This is a genomic window from Pseudomonas sp. BGA-UO-ETr-WB11 (genome assembly GCF_059567785.1).
Window position 1 is genome coordinate 666961 of the sequence record NZ_JCAQOS010000005.1, and the last position, 15886, is coordinate 682846.

The window sequence follows — 15886 nt, forward strand, 5'->3', positions numbered from 1 at the left end:
AACCTCAGACTGGGTACGGATGCGCGAGTGTGGCTGCGCTGATCAAAAAGTGCGCAATTCTAGCGGCAGAGCAGCGGCTTGGCCAGTGTTGTACGCGGGATGCGCATGGATTGGCGGTCTGCGACAAATGGCTGCAGCAGTTGTTTTGTCTGTGCAGCAGGCGCAGCATTCGCACACATTTTGTAACGAGTTGATTGTATGAGTGCACAGGCGAATACAGCGACAGCTGAAGAGGGTGGGCATTCCTCTGGGGTTGGTTTGCTGGTGGCGGCGGCTGGCGTGGTTTACGGCGATATTGGTACCAGCCCGCTGTACACCCTGAAAGAGGTGTTTGCCGGCCACTATGGCGTGCAGGTCAACCATGACGGGGTGTTTGGCATTCTGTCGTTGATTGTCTGGTCGTTGCTCTGGGTGGTTTCACTCAAGTACGTGATGCTTATGTTGCGGGCAGACAACGAGGGTGAAGGCGGGGTGATGGCCCTGACCGCGCTGGCCCGCCGAGCGGCGTTGCCCTATCCACGGCTGAAGACGGTATTGGTGCTGCTGGGGTTGTTCGGGGCTGCGTTGTTTTATGGCGACAGCATGATCACTCCGGCCATCTCGGTGCTCTCGGCAGTCGAGGGTATGAACGTGGCGCTGCCTGGCCTTGAGCATTGGGTGGTGCCGGTCACGGTGGCCTTGCTGGTGGGGCTGTTCCTGATCCAGAAGCACGGTACGGCGCGCATCGGTATCCTCTTCGGGCCGGTGATGGTGCTGTGGTTTGTGGTGCTTGGCGCCCTGGGGATCTCCGGCATCATCCGTGAGCCACAGGTGTTGCAGGCGTTGAACCCCTGGTGGGCGGCGAACTTTTTTATCGCCCATCCAGGCATCGGCATCACCATCCTGGCGGCGGTAGTGCTGGCCTTGACCGGTGCCGAGGCGTTGTATGCCGATATGGGCCACTTCGGCCGCAAGCCCATCGCGCGGGCCTGGTTTGCGCTGGTGTTGCCGGGGCTGGTGCTGAACTATTTCGGCCAGGGCGCCTTGTTGCTGGAAAACCCTGAAGCGGCGCGCAACCCCTTTTATCTGCTGGTGCCATCCTGGGGCTTGCTGCCGATGATCGGGCTGGCCACGCTGTCGACCATCATTGCCTCGCAGGCGGTCATTTCCGGTGCCTTCTCCCTGAGCCAGCAGGCGATCCAGCTCGGTTATGTGCCGCGCATGCACATCCAGCACACCTCCAGTCAGGAGCAAGGGCAGATTTACGTCGGCGTGGTGAACTGGGCGTTGATGGTGGGCGTGGTCTTGCTGGTGCTCGGTTTTGGCTCTTCCAGTGCGCTGGCTTCGGCTTATGGCGTGGCGGTAACCGGCACCATGCTGATCGATACCTTGCTGGTGGCTTCGGTCATGTTGCTGTTGTGGAAGGCGCCGCGTTGGTGGGCGATTCCGCTGCTGGTGGGCTTTTTCATCGTCGACGTGCTGTTCTTTGCGGCCAACGTGCCGAAAATTCTCGAGGGTGGGGCCTTCCCGGTGATCGCCGGTATCGCTTTGTTTGTGCTGATGACCACCTGGAAGCGTGGCCGGCAGATCCTGATGGAGCGCCTGGACGAAACGGCGCTGCCATTGCCGTTGTTTATCAGCAGCATCCGCAGCCAGCCGCCGCACCGAGTGCAAGGTACGGCGGTGTTCCTCACGGCGCGCCCGGATGCAGTGCCGCATGCCCTGTTGCATAACATGCTGCATAACCAAGTGCTGCACGAGCAGGTGGTGCTGCTGGCGGTGGTGGTGGAGGACACGCCGCGGGTTGCTCTGGATCGGCGCTTCGAGGTCGATGCGTATGGCGATGGCTTCTTCCGCGTGCTGCTGCACTACGGCTTTACCGAAGAGCCGGATGTGCCGCAGGCGCTGACACTTTGCCATCTGGATGAACTGGATTTCAGTCCGATGCGCACCACTTACTTCCTCAGTCGTGAGACGGTGATTCCGTCCAAGCGCTTGGGTATGGCGCGCTGGCGCGAAACCTTGTTCGCCTTCCTGTTGAAGAATGCCAACAGCAACCTGCGGTTCTTCAAGTTGCCGTTGAATCGGGTGATCGAACTGGGTACCCAGGTCGAGATATAGCCTTGTGCACTGAATGAAAAAAGGGCTTGCCGGTGATGCCGGCAAGCCCTTTTTGGTTACCTGTAATCGCGGCTTATTTGCGCTCAGGCAACATGATGCGCAGGGTGTTGTCGCGCACAAAATGGTGGTGATAAACCGCAGCGACCGCGTGCAGGCCGATCAGCCAGTAACCCGCGGTGCCGGCCAGTTCGTGCAGTTCCTTGATCTGACTGCCGAGGTCGGGGTTTTCGTTGATCAGCGGCGGCAACTCCAGGCCGAAGAACGGGATCGGCTTGCCAAACGCGCTAAGAATCAGCCAGCCGGCCAGCGGGGCGCCGATCATCAGCAGGTACAGAGCCAGGTACATCAGCTTGGCCAGCTTGTCTTGCAGCAGCGGTGGCGCCGGCTGGATCTTCGGTGTCGGGGCAATCACGCGGGCCAGGATGCGCAGCCAAACCAAAGCAAATACGGCCAGGCCGAGCATGAAGTGCCACTGCTTGAGGCCTTCGCGGATGTCACTGCCTTTGGGGAAGTTGCCTTTGAGTTCGATGCAGGCATACACCGCAGCGATCAGGATCAGCATCAGCCAGTGCAGGCTAATGGACAGGGTTCCAAAGCGGGTTTCGGTGTTTTTCCAGCTCATCTTGGCTCCTTGGTGAGGTTGTGTACGGCGTTATGGGTATTTCAAATCGTGTTCAGGATATCGAACAGATATCTAAAGGCATAAGGTTAACATGGGTATTGTCTGCGCTGGCTATATCAGCGTGAATCGCAGTGGACTTTTGAGGGGCTGGAGGTGTTTGCTGTTGCGGCGTTGGAAGGGGGGAATTCTGAGGGGGTAAAACGCAGAAACAAAAAAGGCCACTTTTTCAAGTGGCCTTTATATGTTTGGTTGCGGGAGCAGGATTTGAACCTACGACCTTCGGGTTATGAGCCCGACGAGCTACCAGACTGCTCCATCCCGCGCCGTTGATTCTACAGCGAAGGACTGTGTTGTCAATCTTTTTGTTTCTGGATCAACAAGTTAGCGAGAAACTTAAAACGCAGAAACAAAAAAGGCCACTTTTTCAAGTGGCCTTTATATGTTTGGTTGCGGGAGCAGGATTTGAACCTACGACCTTCGGGTTATGAGCCCGACGAGCTACCAGACTGCTCCATCCCGCGGCGCCAATTCTATCGTCAAATCTCAGGCTGTCAACCTTTAACTTGGAAAAAATCCTGATCGCTCAGGTGCTTAGCGTTGGGCGGGTGGTAGACTCCGGGTCTTCAGGGCTTGCCTGCTGGGGCTTTCCGGACTTTTCGTGCGCAAGATCATCCATGTCGATTGCGACTGTTTTTACGCGGCTATCGAGATGCGTGATGACCCGCGCCTGGCGGATAAGCCCTTGGCCGTCGGTGGCAGTGCCGAGCGGCGCGGAGTGATTGCCACCTGCAACTACGAGGCGCGCGCCTATGGCGTGCGCTCGGCCATGCCGTCGCGGCAAGCGCTGCAGTTGTGTCCGGATTTGCTGATCGTCAAGCCTCGCATGGATGCTTACAAAGCGGTGTCCCAGGAAATTCACGGCATTTTCCGGGATTACACCGATTTGATTGAGCCGCTGTCCCTGGACGAAGCCTATCTGGATGTCTCGGCGTGCAGCCACTTTGCCGGCAGTGCCACGCGGATTGCCGATGCGATTCGCCGTCGTGTGGCGCGCGAACTGCGTATCACCGTGTCGGCCGGGGTGGCGCCGAACAAGTTTTTGGCGAAGATCGCCAGCGACTGGCAAAAACCCAATGGTCTGTTTGTGATTACCCCGGCCCAAGTCGATGAGTTCGTCCTGGCGCTGCCGGTGGCCAAGCTGCATGGCGTGGGCAAGGTCACGGGGCAGCGACTGGGGCGCATGGGCATTCAGACTTGCGCGCAGCTGCGCGAATGGAGCAAGCCTGCGCTGGCCCGCGAGTTCGGCAGTTTTGGCGAGCGCCTCTGGAGCTTGGCGCGAGGTATCGATGAGCGTGCGGTGCAGGTCAACAGTCGGCGTCAGTCGGTCAGTGTCGAGCACACCTTTGAGCAGGATCTGCCCGATCTAGAGGCTTGTCTGCAGCGCTTGCCATTGTTGCTTGGGGAGCTGGATGGACGCGTGCAACGCCTTGATTCGAGCTATCGACTGGGCAAACCGTTTATCAAACTGAAGTTTCATGACTTCACCCAGACCACCCTGGAACAGGCGGGTGCAGGGCACGATCTACCCAGTTATCAGGCGCTGCTGACGGCGGCCTTCGCTCGCGGCAACAAGCCAGTGCGCCTGATCGGGGTTGGCGTGCGCTTGCAGGATCTGCGCAGCCGCCAGGAGCAGTTGCAGCTGTTCGGCGACTAATTCCCTCGTGCGGGTTTCAGCCTTCTTCGGGCTGCAAACGCAACGGCTTGCCTTGTGCGGGCCACAGGCGCAATTCGTCCTGCGGGGAAAAATCCCAGCGCTGCACGCTGCCGAGGGCGTCGAGGAAGCGTTGCTCTTGTTCCATCACCGCCGGAGCACACATTTTTCGGGTGCTACCGATCTGGGCGAAACTGAGCTTATCGGCTTCGCGGGTGTAGGCGGCGAACCAGTGATTACAGCCACCGCTGCCGTAAGCGCGACCGTCATCCCCCAGGGTCAGGGTAGGGTGGCTGTGGTGCAGGCGTGGCTTGCCGTTGATCCACTCGGCTTGGTAGGTGCGTTCGCTTTCCAGTTGCAGCGGCTCACTGGCGCAACCGAGCAGGCCTGCGCTCAGCAGGCCAAGGGCAAAAACCTTATTCATTGGGCGTCTCCCTGACATTTTGGGCACAGGTGGCGTTCACCGCGCGCGACCCAGCCCAGTTCGCTGATGCGTGCCTGAGCTGCTGGCGCTCGGGCTTTATCGCCGAGGGCGGCGTCCACGGCAAACTCGAAGTCGAGCTGAGCGCTGCAGGCATCGCAGTTAACTTGCCAATTGAGAATGGCGAGTTCCTTGAATACCGGACCTTTAGCCACTGCCAGCCATTGCCCTGGCGGGTTGATCAGGTGGCGGACTTTCTCCACCTGCAAGCGCAGGCACAGGTCACGGCTGCCTTTGAGCGTTACCAGTAGGGTGTCTGCAGCCTTGATCGAGCCGCCGTTGCCGGTGACCTGATAACGGCCAGGGGCCAGTGCGCGACATTCGGTGAGGGTGTGTTGGGGGTTGAGCAGCGAGTAACGGAAGTCGTGTTCGGCCATGGGAGCCTGGTGCGCCAGTATTCAGGTGAATTTAGGCGCATATCCTAACATGCACGTGCCAGAAGCCGGGCGCTGCCGGTCTGTTCCGGGATTAAAACGCAGGCAAAGAAAAGGGCGCCAGAAGGCGCCCTAAAAACATCTATGGAGTAAGTCCATAACTCAGAGCCAGGTTCGTCGACGTTGGTTCAATACGTGTCGACGAACGGTAGGTCAGCGGCTAGGGACCAGGACCAGGCGTTGGTTGCCGTAGGTCTTATCGATGTTTTTGCTCTGGAAGGGAAAACTCATGTAATGACCCTTTTGCCAGGCTTCGATGCCGTCGGCGTAGTGCGGGCTGGCGGGGTTGCCGGACTGGCCGCTGCTGTTGAGGCCAATCAACGGCTCCGCCTGGCTGAAGTCGACGACGATGCGCATGGCCGGAATCAGCCAGGTGTCGAAATCCTGGCCCCAGTGGTAAGCCGACACGTTGAGGGTGCTGTGATCGCCGCCCGCGGGGTAGGGGCCGCGGTCCAGATAACCCTTGATGGCGTTGATCGAGGCTTGCTGGCTGGCGCTCATGTACTTGGCCAGTTGGGTGGTGTCCGTCGCCCAGGTGTAGGTGTGCAGCTTGCCCCATTGCCAGGCCTGGCGGTTGCTGCCCAGCTTGCTTTCGCAGAAGGTCACGGCGGCCGCCAGACTGCGGGCCAGGATGGCTGGCTTGTCTTCGGCCTGCGGGCTGCTGCGGTCATCCCAGAACGGGCTGTCTTCGCGGCCCAGCAAGTGGTCGGCCTGGGCCGAGTACGACAGGTTGGCGGTTTCCACCAGCGCCTGCCAGGCCGCGGAGTCCGGGCTGCCCAGCTCGTCACTGAAGGTCAGGCGGGCGCTTTCCTGCAGAAAGGCGCCGTACAGGGCGGCATCGGCGGAACTGGCATCCAGCCTGCCGTTGAACGCCAGCAGGCGTTTGTGGGCCTCCTCGGCTTTGCTGCGCTGATCGGCAGGCAAGGCGGTAATCGCCTGTTGCAGCGGCTGCTGCATACCTGGGGCGCTGAACATAGCTTGCAACTTGGCAACGAACGGCGAGGTTTGATCGTACTGCATGGCGATCATGCTTTTCTGGTCGTGCTTGCCGCTGCCGGCCAGTTGCGCAATGCGCTCGGCCCGTTCGGGGTAGTACCAGGAGTTGGACAGCTGCATGCCATAACCTGACGGCACCGTACGCTGGTTGGCAGTGCCCAGCCAGCCTTGGGGTGGGTCCTGGTCGTAAGGGTGCAGCATGGTGTCGGCAAAACCGTCCCAGTCATATTGGCTGTCCCAGCCAGGGGAGGGCAACAGGCCGCGCCCGCCGCGGCGGTTGGGGAAGCGTCCGCTGACCTGCCAGCCGATGTGCTGGGCGTCGGCAAACACCAGATTGAGGGGCATACCGCGAATTTCGCGGGCCGCTTCAAAGGCGCGGTCGATATTCTGGGCTCGCGACAGGTCGAAAAAGGCGTCCAGGGTTTTGTCGGCCTCGAACTGGGTGCTTTGCAAGGCCAGGCCATAACCGCTGCTGATTTGCAGCGGCTGGAGCATGTGTTTGCGCTCGCCCAGCACGCTGTTGAGCAGCGGCCCGTGGCGGGTTTCATAGAGGGTTTCGCGTACCGGGCTGGCGCCCTTGATAAAGAAGGTTTCATGGCGGGCGCGGGCGGGCAGCCATTTGCCGTCAGCCAGGTAGTAGGGCTGGCGGTTGCGCAACTGGATTTTCTCCAGGAACAGGTCCTGATTGTCGCCCATGACCATGGTCATGCCCCAGGCCAGTTTACCGTTGAAGCCCGCCACCACGGCCGGTACGCCGGCAATCGAAACCCCTGCGGCCTGGAATTGTGGCGAGCGAATCTGGACGAAGTTCCATGCCGAGGGCATGGACAGTGGCAGGTGGGTGTCGTTGGCCAGCAGGCTCTTGCCGTTGCGCGCACGTTGCGGGGCGATTGCCCAGTTGTTCGAGGCGGCGACGCCGAGCATGTCCAGTTGGGCGATCTGGCTGGCGGCGCTGCTGATGGCACCCAGGCCCTGGATGGCGCTTGTGCCGTTGCTGCCGGCCAGGTTCAGGCCTTTGAGTTTGTCGGCCTCGTCAAACGGCAGCGGTTCGTCCGGGTAGGTCGGCGTCAACCAGGCCAGCTTGTCGGCACCGACTTTTTGCGCCAGCACTAGAGAGGCGATTTCTTCCTGCAGGTTCACTGCCAGGCCGAAGTTGAGCAGGCTGAAGATCAGCACCGAGTCTTCGGCTTTCCAGTAGGCGGGGCGGTAGCCCGACTCGCGCAGGTCCATCGGCAGCTTGTCGCGGTACTGGAACAGGTAGGCGTTGACGCCACGGGCGTAGACCTCGAAGGACTTCTTGATCCGTGGCGAGGCATTTTTATACAGCACCGCCGCACTTTGCTTGAGGTTGACGGCGCGCATGAAACGGTCGATGTCCAGGGCGCCCGGGCCGACCATCTCGGCCAGACGGCCTTCGGCCATCAGGCGCATGCCGACCATCTGGCTGAGGCGGTCACTGGCATGCACATAACCAAGGCTGAAGACGGCGTCGTGAAAGCTGCTGCTCTCGATCAGCGGCATGCCGAGGGCGTTGCGGCGGATGCTCACGCTTTTCGACAGACCCTGAATTTTCACCGTGCCTTGCACGGGCGCGACGCTGTCGCCGTACTGGTTGTCGAGGAAGGCCTGGCAGCCGGTCAAAGCCAGCAGCCCGGCAAGGGTCGCGCCCAGGGTCAGGCTGGTCAGGGGACGAAGCAGACGCGCGAGCATGTGAGGGCTCCTGGAGCAATAAAGTGATGCCGCCAGCAGCCGCAAGGCTTGGCCGCAGAGGGCAGTGGTGAGGTCAGTTTAGCGCCACCAGGCGGTGGCGCTGTGTTGCGTAAGGTGTGGCGATGGAGGTGCGTAGGCGCTGTCAGGCGCCGTGGCACTTCTTGAATTTTTTCTGGCTACCGCAAGGGCAGGGATCGTTGCGGCCGACGTCTTTCAACGGGTTGCGCGTCGGTTCCTGATGGTGGTGATTGCAGTCAGGGCCATGCACGTGGCCATGGTCGTGGTCGTGCGCATGATCGTGATTGCAGTCGGGGCCGTGGACGTGGGGTTCTTGCTGCATGGGGCTTACTCCGGAATGTAGTTGCCGGGGATTATCTCGCCATTGCGCTCAAGGTGCACGCTGCGTCCGAACATCAGGCCGGTTTTTACGTCGCCCTGCAGTTGGTAACTGATGGGTTTGTCTGGGTCATCGAGCAAATTGACGATGCGCTTAAGGTGGCGCCAGAGGTTGGTGCGCACCGGAACGTCGAAATTCTGGTGGCCTCGGGCCGGCACGGTGAAGCTTTTATCTGACTGACCTTCGGCCAGCAGCACGCCATTGAGCTTGACGTTGTAGTTGAGGCCACGGATTGGCAGGCTCATGTCATTGGGGTTGTCGATGCGAAAGCGCAGCACGAACTTCTGTTCGAGCAGCTTGGCTTTGACCACGTCGACCTTGAGCAGGCGCACCTCGGGGTCACGGAAGTCGTCAGTCAGCAAGCTGCTGCAACCGCCGAGACTGAGGAGCAGGCCGAAGGTCAGCAGTAGGCTGAGGATTCTTGCAAGAGGGGTTTGGCAACACATTCAGCGACTCCAACCGATGGCGCAGTGTAACAAGCGGTTGCTTGGCCGCAACCTGTTGTTTAGGTGAAAAAACCTGCGCCATACTGAGGGCTGTTTTGGACAGGAGTGTGACCATGACCCGCTATGAGATTGCCTTTTCCGGCCAGTTGGTAGAAGGCGCGCCATTGGCGTCGGTGCAGGCCAACCTGGCCCGTTTGTTTCAGGCCGACGCGCAGCGGATTGCCCAGCTGTTTTCCGGGCGGCGGGTGGTGATCAAGAACAACCTGGATGAGGCGGGGGCGGAGAAGTATCGCCTGACCCTTGAGCGTGCCGGTGCCGTGGTCGAGGTGTTGGCCATGCTGGTTGAGGAGGTCGAGTTGGCATCCCCGCCGCCAGCTTCCGCGCCAGTAGCCGCAGTGCCAGCGGTGCCAGCAGTGGCGGCCGTTGCCAGCGCGGCAAGTCCAGGCCGTCTGCACGTCGCGCCGCGGGATGAATATATGGCGGCGTTTGCCGACGTCGATGCGCCGGATTTTGGCATCGCTCCTGTGGGTGTCGACCTACAGGACGCCAGGCCCGAGGCACCAGCGCCCGCGGTGGATTTATCGCAATTCAGTCTGGCCCCCGCCGGCAGCGACATGGGCCAGGCCAAGGCCGCACCCGCAGGGCCGCCGCCGGATACGTCCTACCTCAGCCTGCAGGAGTGATTGGCGCTTCCGGTTGTGGCGGGTTTTACCGCTCTTCAGGCCAGGTAATTTGCACAGCACTTCTTGAATTTCTGCCCGCCCGCGCAGGGGCACGGGTCGTTGCGGCTGGCTTTAAGTGGCACGCTGGGGTCGATGAAATACCAGTGGCCGTCCACTTGGACAAAGGCTGAGCGCTCCTCATGGGCGTGCTCGCCATCGCCATCGCGCCAGTGGGCGGTGAAGGTCACCCAGGCATGGGCTGGCGTGCCGGGAATCTGCTCGGCGCTGCTGACCTCCAATCCAAGCCACTCGCTGTGCTGGCTCCAGGCAGCGATGGCTGCGCTATCCAGTCCTGCTTGTTGGACGGGCAGGGTGGTACGCAGCAGATAGTCGATCAAGCCGAGCACATAGGCACTGTAGCGCGAGCGCATCAGACGCTCAGCGTCGGGTGCGGGGGTGCCAGCGTGGTAGAGACCGCAGCACTCGTTCAGGGTGCGAGCACTGCCGCAGGGACAAAGCGGATTCATCGGCTTACCACCAGTACTTGCCAAAGCGTTCCGGGTTGGCCCAAAACTTGGCATTCAGCCAGTCCGGCACCTGTTTGTACTCGCGCAAATCATAGGTAAACAGCGTCAGCGTCTGCTGTTCTCGCTGGAAGTGCTCGCTGGCTTGCAGGGCCAGGGCGAACAGGTCGGTGGTTTGCCAGTCGCAGGCGTTGAGGTCTACCAGTACCGCCAGTTTGCTGGCGTTCAAGTTGCGCACGCCGGCCAGCAGTTGCTGGCCCTCGCGCTTATCGAGGTGCTCCAGGCAATCGACAAACAGGGCGAGATCGAAACGCTGGGCGGCCAGTTCTGTCGGCAAGGCTCCGGCGGGCGCTTGGGCATAGGTGCACTGCGGGTGAGCTGCAAGAAATGCCTCAATGGCCGGCAGTTCACTGGCGCCGACCAGCAGCAGGCTCTGCGGGGCGTGTTGGGCCAGCAGTGCGGCAAGCGCCTGCTGTGGGGTACGGGACGAAAAGCGCACAGTCATCGACAATCCTCGGTCTGGGACGCAAAGACTAGCGCGGCCGCGGCCGCTGGCCTAGCGTTGGCGCTTTTTAAGCGTGGGGTCTTTACTTCTTTGAGTATCGGAGATTGGCCGATTAACTCAGGAGTAAGTCCCCTATGAAAATGCTCAAAACGACTGTTCCCATGCTCTTGGCCGCCACTGTGCTGAGTGGCTGTAGCACCTTTCAGGAAGGCAATGTCCCGGTCTGCGCGGCGATTGGTGGCGTGACCGGGGCTGGCTTGGGTGCGATTGAGAGCTCCAGTATGGCTGGCACTGTTGGCTTGGCGGGCGGTGTGATGGCCGCTGCGTATTGCTGGGTACATGGCGATGAAGATGGCGATGGTGTGGTCAACAAGACCGACGATTGCCCAGGCACCCCCAAAGGCACCATGGTCGATGAGGTGGGTTGCCCGGTAGAAGTCGTCGAGGTGGTCGAGGAAGTGATTGAGGTGGTGGCCGTTGATGAAGAAATTGTGGTGGATAACCTGCACTTTGCCTTCAACTCGGCCGAGCTGACCGCAGCTGATAAGGCGGTACTGGATAGCGTTGCCAGTCGTCTGAAAGATAGCGCCGCGAATGCCAAACTGAGCATCACCGGTTTCACCGACAGTGTTGGCGCCGATGCTTATAACCTGAAGTTGTCTGAGCGCCGTGCTGTGTCGGTGGCTAACTATCTGGTGGCCGCAGGCGTTGCTCAGGCCAGTATTGTCGCGGTCGGTGGTGCGGGTGAAGCCCAGCCCGTGGCGGATAACGCGACTGCCGAAGGCCGTGCCATGAACCGTCGGGTAGTGATTTCCGTCGATAATTGAGGTTAGGCACTGTCCCCTTCTGCAGGGCGCGCCTTGTGTGCTGCGGAGGGCGGGTCTTTACTCCTGTGTTACCGGCATCTGCCGGTGACACAGGAGATCACTTCCATGAGAACTCAATTCTCACAGGCAGTCGTACCATTTCTTCTGGTCAGCAGTGTTCTTTCCGGTTGCGCTTCGACCTCCAGTACGGGGGATGCAGTGCTTAACCAAAGGAACTGGCCTATTTGCAGTGCGGTTGGAGCCCTGGCCGGTGGCGGCTTGGGTGCAATCGAAAGTTCCGCCTGGGCAGGCGGTGGCGCAGCTATCGGTGCGCTGTTTGGCGGACTGATCTGTTATGCCCAGGACGGCGATGAAGATGCCGATGGCGTGCATGATCGTCGTGATACCTGCCCTGACACGCCGGCCAATACCCAGGTCAACCCCAACGGTTGCCCTATGTTTGTGGCCACCTCTACGCCTCGCCCCACCCCTGAACCCGTTGCTGAGCCCCAAGATGAGGTCATTGTCCTCAGCGATCTGGGCAAGGTGCTATTTGCCTTCAATTCAGCCGAGCTGACGCCGGATGCCAGGGAGTTGCTGGCCGGTATCAGTCCGCGCCTGGTCGATGGCTCGGTGCAGGAGGTGATGGTCAAGGGGCACACCGACAGCGTTGGCGCGGATGCTTATAACGACAAGCTGTCACTGCGTCGGGCAGAGAGCGTGGCTGCCTATCTGGTCAGTCAGGGGGTAGCTGCCGATAAGGTGAAAACCGCCGGGCTGGGCGAAAGCCAGCCGCTTGCTGACAACGGCAGCGATGCAGGGCGGGCACAAAATCGCCGGGTGGAGATTTTTGTCGATCGTTAACGGTGCGTGCACAACGCACAACGGGGGCCTTTTGGCCCCCGCATTTTTTTACAGGTATGTTCGACGGATCAGTTGGCGTCGCACGGGCTCATGTTTAGAAGCCAGGTCGAGCTGCGGCGATGGCCGTCAGGACCAAGCCCAGCAGCAGGTTGTAGCCCACTAACTGGCGAATGCGGCCCAAGGCGATACCGCCGGCTGGCCAGTCCTGGGCGGCAATGGCTTGGCGCAAGGGCGGCAGTTGCAGCAGTTGCACTCGCAGAAACAGCGCCAGCATGGCGATGTACAGCCCCATCATGATTTGCACATATTTGGGTGCGCCGGCAAAACCGCCAAAACGTAGGTGCAGTAGGCCGACGCCGCTGACGGGCAGCAACACGACGGCCAGCCAGACCCAGAGGAAGAATCGGCGTAACACCTCGGCCCACAAGGTCAGCCGGGCCGGCGCTTCCAGGCTGCTAACGGCGGCGGGCCGTAGAATCATCCAGGCGAAGAACATACCGCCTACCCAGATCAGGGCGGCGAGGGTGTGCAGGGCATAGATCAGTGCGTCGGGTGTCATGGCTAATCTCCAGTCGGCGGTAAGTGAAACGCGCGCTATCATAGACCACTGAAAATTTATCCAGCCTTTTTCCCGTCGCAGACCCCCATGCTCAGTACTGAACTCAAATCCCAGATCCAGGGCGCTTACTCGCGCTTTCTCGAAGCCAAAGGCCTCAAGGCTCGCTATGGCCAGCGCCTGATGATCGCCGAGATTGCCAAGGCCTTGGGCGGCATCAGTACCGATGAGGAAAATCAGCGCAGCGGCGATCCGGCAGTGGTGGCGGTGGAGGCCGGCACGGGCACAGGCAAGACCGTGGCCTACAGCCTGGCCACTATTCCGCTGGCCAAGGCTGCCGGCAAGCGCCTAGTGATTGCCACCGCAACGGTCGCCCTGCAAGAGCAGATCGTGCACAAGGACCTGCCGGACCTGTTGCGTAACAGCGGCCTCAATTTCAGTTTTGCCCTGGCTAAGGGCCGGGGCCGTTACCTGTGCCTGTCCAAGCTGGACATGCTCCTGCAAGAGGGTGAGTCCCACAGCGCCACGGCTCAGCTATTTGCCGAGGAAGGCTTCAAGATTGACGTCGATGAGCGCAGCCAGAAGCTGTTCGGGCAGATGGTTGAGAAACTCGCCGGCAACCGCTGGGACGGTGACCGTGACAGCTGGCCAGAGGCCCTGGAAGACCTCGACTGGGCGCGCCTGACCACCGATCACAGCCAGTGCACCAACCGCCATTGTCCGAACTTTCAGCAGTGCGCCTTTTACAAAGCCCGCGAGGGCATGAGCAAGGTCGATGTGATCGTCACCAACCACGACATGGTGCTGGCCGATTTGGCTCTGGGGGGCGGCGCAGTGCTGCCCAATCCACGCGACACCCTTTATGTGTTTGACGAAGGTCATCACCTGCCGGACAAGGCCATCGGCCATTTCGCCCATTACACCCGGTTGCGCGCCACGGCGGACTGGCTGGAGCTGACAGCGAAAAACCTGAGCAAGCTGCTGGCGCAGAACCCTTTACCGGGCGACCTCGGTCGCCTGATTGAGCAGGTGCCGGAGCTGGCGCGAGACATCAAGGCGCAGCAGCAATTCATGTTCAGCGCCTGTGAGCAACTGGCGGACTTTCGTGCCGGTGAAGACGCCCAAGGCCGCGAGCGCCCGCAACACCGCTTTGTCGGCGGCGTGGTGCCGGAGCATCTGCTGGAAATGGGTGTCGAGCTGAAAAAAGGCTTTTCCCGCCTCAACGACCTGTTTACCCGCCTGACCGAGCTGCTCAAACAGGCGATGGATGGCGAGGTCAGCATCGGGATTGCCAGCCATCAGGCCGAGGAGTGGTACCCGCTGTTCGGCAGCCTGCTGGCGCGGGCTCAGGGCAATTGGGAGTTATGGACTGCCTTCACCAGTGAGGATCCCGAAGACAGCCCGCCGATGGCGCGTTGGTTGAGTCTGGCCGAGAGCGGTGCGCTGTTTGATATCGAGGTCAATGCCAGCCCGATCCTGGCGGCGGAAACCCTGCGCCGTAACCTGTGGAATGTCGCCTATGGCGCGGTCGTGACCTCGGCAACCCTGACCGCGCTGGGCACGTTCGACCGTTTCCGCATGCGCGCGGGCTTGCCTCGCGTGGCCGTCACGGCTATCGCCCCCAGCCCGTTTCTGCATGCCGATGCCGGCGTGTTGCGAGTGCCCGACCTGCGCGCCGACCCTCGTGATGCCGTCGCCCATACGGCGGCGATCATCCGCGAGCTGCCAACGCTGGTGGAAGGCTCGCGCGGCACCCTGGTGCTGTTCTCCTCACGCAAGCAGATGCAGGAGGTTTTCGATGGCCTGGAGCGTGAGTGGCGCAAACGGGTGTTTATCCAGGGCAACCTGTCCAAGCAGGAAACCCTCAACAAGCACAAAGCGCGGGTCGACAGTGGCGAGGCCAGCGTGCTGTTTGGTTTGGCCAGCTTTGCCGAAGGGGTGGATTTGCCGGGCGCCTATTGCGAGCACGTGGTGATCGCCAAGATTCCTTTTGCGGTGCCCGATGATCCGGTTGAGGCGGCCCTGGCCGAGTGGATTGAAGCCCGTGGCGGCAACCCCTTTATGGAGATTGCCGTGCCGGATGCTTCATTGCGTTTGGTTCAGGCTTGCGGGCGCTTGCTGCGCACCGAGGAGGACCGCGGCACCATTACCTTGCTGGACCGGCGGGTTGTGACCCAGCGTTACGGTAAGGCGATCCTCAATGCCTTACCGCCATTTCGCCGGATCATCGACTAGGTATTAGCTGAGCAGTTCGGCAAAGGCTTTGTCGGCTTCTAGGGAGGCCTCCAGGTCAGCGAACAGTTTATCGCGATCAATGCCTTCAAACAGTGGGCCATCGAGGGCCTCTTTGGCTTCATCGCTGACGCCGCCATGGGCGCGCACGGTCTCGGCAATATGCACGGCTTGAGCGATCAGGCGTGGCAACGGCATACCTGCAGGCGCCTGGTTGGGTCTGGCCTGGTAGGCAATGGCATCCTGGATCACCTGCGGCAGCTGCCAGCGTTTAGCCAGCTCGGCACCTACTTCGGGGAAGCCAAAGCCCAGTTGCAGGGTTTCCAGGGCTACGCGCTGGGCTGAGTCGGTCTTGCCGCTACGGTTCAGTTGCGCTGCTAGCTCCGGTGCGCCGGTCTGGATCAGCAGTTCGCCGATGTTGTGCATCATCCCGCAAGTAAAAGCGGTTTCCACGGCTTCGCCGAGTTGCTTGGCCAGCAGTCGGCAGATGCCGGCAACCTGGAAGGTATGAATCCAGAACCCTTTGAGATCAAACCCCGAGTCGGTCTTGAAGGCGCCGGTCACTGCCGACGCCAGCACCAGTGTGCGCAGGGTATTGAAGCCCAGGCGCATGGCCGCATCTTCGACGCTGGTGGCTTCACGGGCGCCGCGAAAGCGTGCCGAGTTGGCCAGGCGCAGAACTTTTGCCGCTATTACCGGGTCCATGGCTATGTTGCGCGCCACGCTGTCAACGCTGCTGTTGGGGTTGTCGAATTGCAGGATCAGCTCCTGTGCCACTTTAGGAATGCTAGGCAGACTGTGGAGTTGGTTAAACAGCGTGTTGAGTTCCATGCAGTGATC

General features: G+C 60.9%; 16 protein-coding genes and 2 tRNA genes. 6 read left to right on the forward strand and 12 right to left on the reverse strand.

The genetic code is table 11. The annotated features are described in order from the left end of the window. Positions 1-198: 198 nt before the first annotated feature. Entirely contained in the window at positions 199-2100 is a 1902-nt protein-coding gene (locus AC56DI_RS08520; RefSeq protein ID WP_496345763.1) for a potassium transporter Kup, read from the forward strand. Between the two features lie 73 nt (positions 2101-2173). Here AC56DI_RS08520 and AC56DI_RS08525 read toward each other — a convergent pair whose 3' ends face one another. The 3 genes from AC56DI_RS08525 to AC56DI_RS08535 all read right to left on the reverse strand — a co-directional run bounded on the left by AC56DI_RS08525 (position 2174) and on the right by AC56DI_RS08535 (position 3243). Then, entirely contained in the window at positions 2174-2722 is a 549-nt protein-coding gene (locus tag AC56DI_RS08525) for a cytochrome b (RefSeq protein ID WP_496345764.1), read from the reverse strand. A 246-nt stretch (positions 2723-2968) separates the two neighbouring features. After that, positions 2969-3045: transfer RNA gene (locus AC56DI_RS08530), tRNA-Met, on the reverse strand. Positions 3046-3166: 121 nt separating this feature from the next. Then, a tRNA-Met gene (locus AC56DI_RS08535) sits at positions 3167-3243 on the reverse strand. Positions 3244-3380: 137 nt separating this feature from the next. On the opposite strand from AC56DI_RS08535, the gene dinB reads away from it, so the two are divergent. Then, on the forward strand, positions 3381-4436 hold the full coding sequence (gene dinB / locus AC56DI_RS08540) for a DNA polymerase IV (RefSeq protein WP_324520382.1): 1056 nt from the start codon (positions 3381-3383) through the stop codon (positions 4434-4436). 16 nt (positions 4437-4452) lie between these two features. On the opposite strand, the gene AC56DI_RS08545 is transcribed toward dinB, so the two are convergent. The 5 genes from AC56DI_RS08545 to AC56DI_RS08565 all read right to left on the reverse strand — a co-directional run bounded on the left by AC56DI_RS08545 (position 4453) and on the right by AC56DI_RS08565 (position 8897). After that, positions 4453-4857, reverse strand: a complete 405-nt coding sequence (locus AC56DI_RS08545) for an META domain-containing protein (RefSeq protein ID WP_496345765.1) — start codon at positions 4855-4857, stop codon at positions 4453-4455. Next, entirely contained in the window at positions 4854-5291 is a 438-nt protein-coding gene (locus AC56DI_RS08550) for a hypothetical protein (RefSeq protein ID WP_324520384.1), read from the reverse strand. Before AC56DI_RS08550 ends, AC56DI_RS08545 begins: the two co-directional genes overlap by 4 nt. A gap of 210 nt (positions 5292-5501) precedes the next feature. After that, entirely contained in the window at positions 5502-8054 is a 2553-nt protein-coding gene (locus tag AC56DI_RS08555; RefSeq protein WP_496345766.1) for a penicillin acylase family protein, read from the reverse strand. Positions 8055-8196: 142 nt separating this feature from the next. After that, entirely contained in the window at positions 8197-8394 is a 198-nt protein-coding gene (locus tag AC56DI_RS08560; RefSeq protein WP_324520387.1) for an SEC-C metal-binding domain-containing protein, read from the reverse strand. Between the two features lie 5 nt (positions 8395-8399). Then, positions 8400-8897: an LEA/WHy family protein gene (locus AC56DI_RS08565; protein WP_496345767.1), complete on the reverse strand. Its 498-nt coding sequence runs from the start codon at positions 8895-8897 to the stop codon at positions 8400-8402. Between the two features lie 113 nt (positions 8898-9010). Here AC56DI_RS08565 and AC56DI_RS08570 point away from each other — a divergent pair, with 113 nt between their 5' ends. Continuing rightward, positions 9011-9580, forward strand: a complete 570-nt coding sequence (locus AC56DI_RS08570) for a hypothetical protein (RefSeq protein ID WP_496345768.1) — start codon at positions 9011-9013, stop codon at positions 9578-9580. 35 nt (positions 9581-9615) lie between these two features. Here the strand turns inward: AC56DI_RS08570 and AC56DI_RS08575 are convergent, their stop codons facing one another. Together AC56DI_RS08575 and AC56DI_RS08580 are read right to left on the reverse strand one after the other, a co-directional pair. Then, entirely contained in the window at positions 9616-10086 is a 471-nt protein-coding gene (locus AC56DI_RS08575) for a YchJ family protein (RefSeq protein WP_496345769.1), read from the reverse strand. A gap of 4 nt (positions 10087-10090) precedes the next feature. Continuing rightward, positions 10091-10588 (reverse strand): DUF6231 family protein, encoded by a 498-nt coding sequence (locus AC56DI_RS08580; protein ID WP_496345770.1) that lies wholly within the window; start codon positions 10586-10588, stop codon positions 10091-10093. A 134-nt stretch (positions 10589-10722) separates the two neighbouring features. On the opposite strand from AC56DI_RS08580, the gene AC56DI_RS08585 reads away from it, so the two are divergent. Further along, positions 10723-11415 (forward strand): PA1041 family peptidoglycan-binding anchor lipoprotein, encoded by a 693-nt coding sequence (locus AC56DI_RS08585; RefSeq protein ID WP_496345771.1) that lies wholly within the window; start codon positions 10723-10725, stop codon positions 11413-11415. A gap of 105 nt (positions 11416-11520) precedes the next feature. Beyond that, positions 11521-12258: a PA1041 family peptidoglycan-binding anchor lipoprotein gene (locus AC56DI_RS08590; protein ID WP_496345835.1), complete on the forward strand. Its 738-nt coding sequence runs from the start codon at positions 11521-11523 to the stop codon at positions 12256-12258. 94 nt (positions 12259-12352) lie between these two features. Here AC56DI_RS08590 and AC56DI_RS08595 read toward each other — a convergent pair whose 3' ends face one another. After that, positions 12353-12817, reverse strand: a complete 465-nt coding sequence (locus AC56DI_RS08595) for a CopD family protein (RefSeq protein WP_496345772.1) — start codon at positions 12815-12817, stop codon at positions 12353-12355. An 87-nt stretch (positions 12818-12904) separates the two neighbouring features. Here AC56DI_RS08595 and dinG point away from each other — a divergent pair, with 87 nt between their 5' ends. Beyond that, positions 12905-15049, forward strand: coding sequence for an ATP-dependent DNA helicase DinG (gene dinG, locus AC56DI_RS08600; protein ID WP_496345773.1), 2145 nt, complete (start codon positions 12905-12907; stop codon positions 15047-15049). 3 nt (positions 15050-15052) lie between these two features. On the opposite strand, the gene AC56DI_RS08605 is transcribed toward dinG, so the two are convergent. Further along, positions 15053-15877 carry an HDOD domain-containing protein gene (locus AC56DI_RS08605; RefSeq protein WP_496345774.1) on the reverse strand — a complete coding sequence of 275 codons (825 nt, stop codon included), beginning with the start codon at positions 15875-15877 and terminating at the stop codon, positions 15053-15055. Between the last annotated feature and the right edge of the window lie 9 nt (positions 15878-15886).